Source organism: Streptomyces sp. NPDC047525 (genome assembly GCF_040643025.1).
Taxonomy (GTDB): Bacteria; Actinomycetota; Actinomycetes; order Streptomycetales; family Streptomycetaceae; genus Streptomyces; species Streptomyces durmitorensis.
Genome location: NZ_JBEYTL010000034.1, coordinates 41,201 through 45,532, shown reverse-complemented (window position 1 = coordinate 45,532; position 4,332 = coordinate 41,201). Strand labels below are relative to the sequence as shown.

General features: G+C 70.2%; 3 protein-coding genes. All 3 read right to left on the bottom strand.

Annotation, left to right across the window (positions count from 1 at the left end):
* The coding region (locus tag ABZ833_RS44550; RefSeq protein ID WP_361059505.1) for a methyltransferase domain-containing protein at positions 1 to 599 on the bottom strand (599 nt) is incomplete at its 3' end.
* Between the two features lie 73 nt (positions 600 to 672).
* Positions 673 to 1,692 carry an aldo/keto reductase gene (locus ABZ833_RS44545; protein WP_361059502.1) on the bottom strand — a complete coding sequence of 340 codons (1,020 nt, stop codon included), beginning with the start codon at positions 1,690 to 1,692 and terminating at the stop codon, positions 673 to 675.
* Positions 1,689 to 4,142 (bottom strand): glycoside hydrolase family 3 C-terminal domain-containing protein, encoded by a 2,454-nt coding sequence (locus ABZ833_RS44540; RefSeq protein WP_361059499.1) that lies wholly within the window; start codon positions 4,140 to 4,142, stop codon positions 1,689 to 1,691. Before ABZ833_RS44540 ends, ABZ833_RS44545 begins: the two co-directional genes overlap by 4 nt.
* Positions 4,143 to 4,332: the final 190 nt, after the last annotated feature.

Sequence of the window (4,332 nt, the reverse complement as noted above, 5' to 3'; positions counted from 1 at the left end):
ATGACGGCCCGGTAGTCGTCCATCTCCGGGCTCGTGATGATGTCCTGGAACGTCAGCTCCGTGTCGGGCTGGCTGAACATGTCGGCGAGGACGAGGGTCGAGCCCGGGCGCAGCACGCGCTTGATCTCGCGCAGGACCTTCTCCTTGTCCGGCATGTGGATCAGCGACTCGAAGGCCCAGGCGCCGTCGAACGACGCGTCGGGGAAGGGAAGTTCGGCCGCGTCGGCGTGCTGGAAGGTCACCTGGTCGGCCAGGCCCTGCTCGCGGGCCCGCTCGCCCGCGCGGCCGACCTGGTAGGAGCTGATGGAGATGCCGACGACCTCGACGTCGGCCGCGCCGGCGAGCCGGAAGGCCGGCTGTCCGACGCCGCAGCCCACGTCCAGGATGCGCTGGCCCGGCTGCGGGGCGAGGCGCGCGATCAGCTGGTCGGTGAGCTGGTCGGTGGCCTTCTCGATGGGGGCGTCGTCGGTCTCGTCGAGCCAGTAGCCGACGTGCAGGTTGTCGCCCCAGATGTCCCTGAAGGTCTCGGTGAAGTTGTCGTAGAAGTCGACGACCTTGTCCTCGACCGTCTCCTCGTTCGCCTGCGCTCCGGAAGTCATGCGATCCGTCCTTCGTGTCGTGGTCGTGTCGTGGCCGCGTCGTGGGCGCGGTGATGGAAACGGGTGGTGGTCCTCAGCCGGCCCAGGCCTCGGGCCCCGGGCCGCCCCGGCCGACCGGCGGGAAGATCCGGTCGAGCCCCGCGAGCTGGTCGTCGTCGAGGTGCAGGCGGGTGGCGCGCAGCGCCGATTCGAGGTGCTCGACGGTGCGCGGTCCGATGACGGCACCGGTGACGCCCTGCCGGGACAGCACCCAGGCCAGGCCGACCTCCGCGGGATGGTGTCCGATGCCGCGGCAGAACGCCTCGTACTCCTCGATGGCGGGGCGCAGCGAGGGCAGGAGCGTCTGGGCCCGCCCCTGGGCGGACTTGACCGCGGTGCCGGAGTTCAGCTTGTCCAGTACGCCGCTGAGGAGGCCGCCGTGCAGCGGTGACCAGGCGAGGGTCGCCAGGCCGTGGTGGTGCGCGGCCGGCAGGACCTCCAGTTCGGCGTGGCGGGCCGCCAGGTTGTACAGGCACTGTTCGGAGGCCAGGCCCAGCGTGTTGCGGCGGCGGGCGCTCGCCTGCGCCTCGGAGATGTGCCACCCGGCGAAGTTGGAGGAGCCGACGTAGCAGACCTTTCCGCTGCTCACCAGGTGGTCCATGGCCTGCCACACCTCGTCCCACGGTGCGGCGCGGTCGATGCGGTGCATCTGGTAGAGGTCGATGCGCTCCACGCCCAGGCGCCGCAGGGACTGTTCGCAGGCGGTGACGATGTGACGGGCGGACAGGCCGCCGTCGTTGGCCCGCTCGCTCATCTCGCCGCCGACCTTGGTCGCCAGAACGACGTTGTCCCTGCGGCCGCCCTGCTGGGCGAGCCAGCGGCCGACCAGTTCCTCGGTGTGTCCCTTGTGCACCCGCCAGCCGTAGATGTCGGCGGTGTCCACGCAGTTGATGCCGCGGTCGAGCGCCTCGTCCATCAGCCGCAGGGCGTCGTCGTCCTCGACGCGGCCGCTGAAGTTGACGGTGCCGAGCCACAGCCGGCTCACCCGGGTGGCGAGCCGGCCGAGCCGTACGTACGGCTCGGGGTCCGGCTGAGGGGCCGCGCTGTCCGTCACGGCCGCTTCCCCTCGGCGGGCCGGTCGGTCTGGACGTTCACGCCGAGCGGGACGTCGTCGGACGAGGAGCCGACCAGGACGCGGCGCTCGCCGCCGGCGAGCTTCCAGCCGTCGGCCGACGTGTCCCAGTACTGCAGGGCGCGTTCGGCGACGTGGATGCGCACGCGGCGGGACTCCCCCGCCTTCAGCTCCACCTTCTCGTAGCCGGCCAGCGCCTTGTCCGCCTGGTCGATCGAGAGCTTGGGGCTGGGGCCGAGGTAGACCTGGACCACGTCGCTGCCCGTCCTCTTGCCGGTGTTGCGCACCGTCACCTCGACGTCGAGGCCGTCGGCCGTGCGCTTGACCGTCTGCTTCTCGTAGGCGAAGGACGTGTAGGACAGGCCGTGGCCGAACGGGAAGAGCGGCTTGACGCCCTCGTGGTCGTACCACCGGTAGCCGGTGTAGATGCCTTCGGTCTGCTTCACGACGTTGTCGACGCCGGGGTAGCGCTCGGGGTCGGAGCCGACCGGGGTCGCCTTCTCGGAGGTGGGGAAGGTCTGGCTGAGCCGGCCGCCCGGTTCGGCGTCGCCGAACAGCAGGTCGGCGGTGGCCTCCGCCCCGGCCTGTCCGGGGTACCACATGTCGAGGACCGCCCGGGTCTTGTCGAGCCAGGGCATGGTGATGGACGAACCGGTGTTCAGCACGACGATCGTGCGGGGGTTGACGGCCGTCACGGCCTCGATCAGCTCGTCCTGACGGCCGGGCAGGGACAGGGAGGCGCGGTCGCTGCCCTCGGCTCCGTCGTCGTAGGCGAAGACCACTGCGGTGGAGGCCTTGCGCGCGGTGGCGACGGCCTGGTCGATCGCGTCCTGGGCCTTGGCCGGGGTCACCCAGCGCAGGTCGAGGGTCATCGGCTTGCCGACGACGGCGCCGCCGCTGACCTTGACGGTGTGGGTGCCGGCGGTCAGCTTCAGCGGGACGCTGGTGAGCTTGCCGAACACCTCGCCGATGCTGATCGGTGCGCCGTCGTCGATCTGGATGGCGCCGTTGCCGCCGGTGACGCGGGCCGCGATGCGGTAGAGCCCGTCCTTCTCCACGGTCAGCTTGCCGTCGTAGATGACGCCGCTCTGGGCGGGGTCCAGGACCTTGCCCGCGGTGAAGTCGGGCTCCAGGGCGGACGCCGGGATCGGCTCGCCCTCGAGGGTCTCGCCCTCGGCGTAGGAGACGTTCGCGTCGGCGCCGAGCTTCTTGGTGATGGTCTCCAGCGGCGGGGTGGCCACGTCGGGAACGATGTAGGAGCTGCCGAGGCCAGTCACCTTGGGGTCCTTGGCCGACGGGCCGATCACCGCGACGTCGTCGGTGGTGGCCGGGTCCAGCGGCAGCGTCCGGTCCTCGTTGCGCAGCAGCACCGCGCCGGACTCGGCGATCTTCTCGGCCACCTTGGTGCCGCCCGCGACATCGCGCTCGGGCCGCGGCGCCGGGTTCTCGTCGAGGAGGCCGAAGCGCTCCATCTGTCCGACGATGCGGCTCACCGCGCGGTCAAGGACCGCCATGGGGACGGTGCCGTCCGTGACGGCCTTCTTGAGCGTGTCACCGAAGTACTTGCCGCCGGGGACCTCGCCGCCGGGCGGGATGGCGACGGTCGAGTCGATGCCCAGTTCCTGGTCGAGCCCCTTGGTGATGGCGTCCGTGCTCTGGGTGGCCATCCAGTCGGAGGTGACCCAGCCCTTGAAGTCCAGCTGCTCGCGCAGGATGTCGTTGAGCAAGTGCCCGTTGCCGCAGGCCGCTTCGCCGTTGACCTTGGGGTAGGCGCACATCACCGAGGCGGCGCCGGCCTTGACCGCGGCCTCGAAGCCGGGGATCTCCGTCTCCTGGAGGGTACGTTCGTCCACCTTGACGTCGACACCCATGCGGTTGTTCTCCTGGGTGTTGGCGGCGTAGTGCTTGACCGTCGCCATCAGGCCCTGGCTCTGGATGCCCTTGACCTCGGCGGCCGCCGTGCGTCCGGTCAGGAGCGGGTCCTCGCTGAACGTCTCGAAGTTCCGCCCTGCCTGCGGGACCCGGATGCTGTTGACCATCGGGGCGTAGATCACGTCCACGCCGAAGGCCCGGCCCTCACGGCCCAGGACCTGTCCGTACTGCTTGGCGAGCCCGTCGTCGAAGGACGAGGCGAGGCTGACGGGTGCGGGCATCGCGATCGAGGGCCGGTGGATCGTCGCCCCCGCGGGCCCGTCGGTGGCCCGCACCTGCGGAATGCCCAGACGGGGCACGCCCGGCAGATAGACCAGTGCCGTCGGGTCAGTGGTGGAGTAGTCCCAGTGCACGAACGAGAGTTTCTCGTCCAGCGTCATCTGCGCGACGAGCCGGTCGGTGCGGCTTTCCGCACGGCCGGGAGCCGCCGGTGCGGACCCCAGATTCAGCAGCGCCAGAACCGTCAGAAATACGGAGGGCACCCATATTCGTCTTTTCATTTCCCTCTCCCCGTCATGTGGCGTCTCCGTATCCATAAAGTCGCGACGGCGGCGACGCTAGCGAGATCGCCGTGCGCCCCACAAGGCGCCTCGTCCCCAACTCAAGTCGTTCACTAGCGAGTTACGAATGCGTGGCGAGCCCGGCTCTTTCGGGCTCGGCCTTTCGGGCACAGCCTTTTGTGTACGGCTC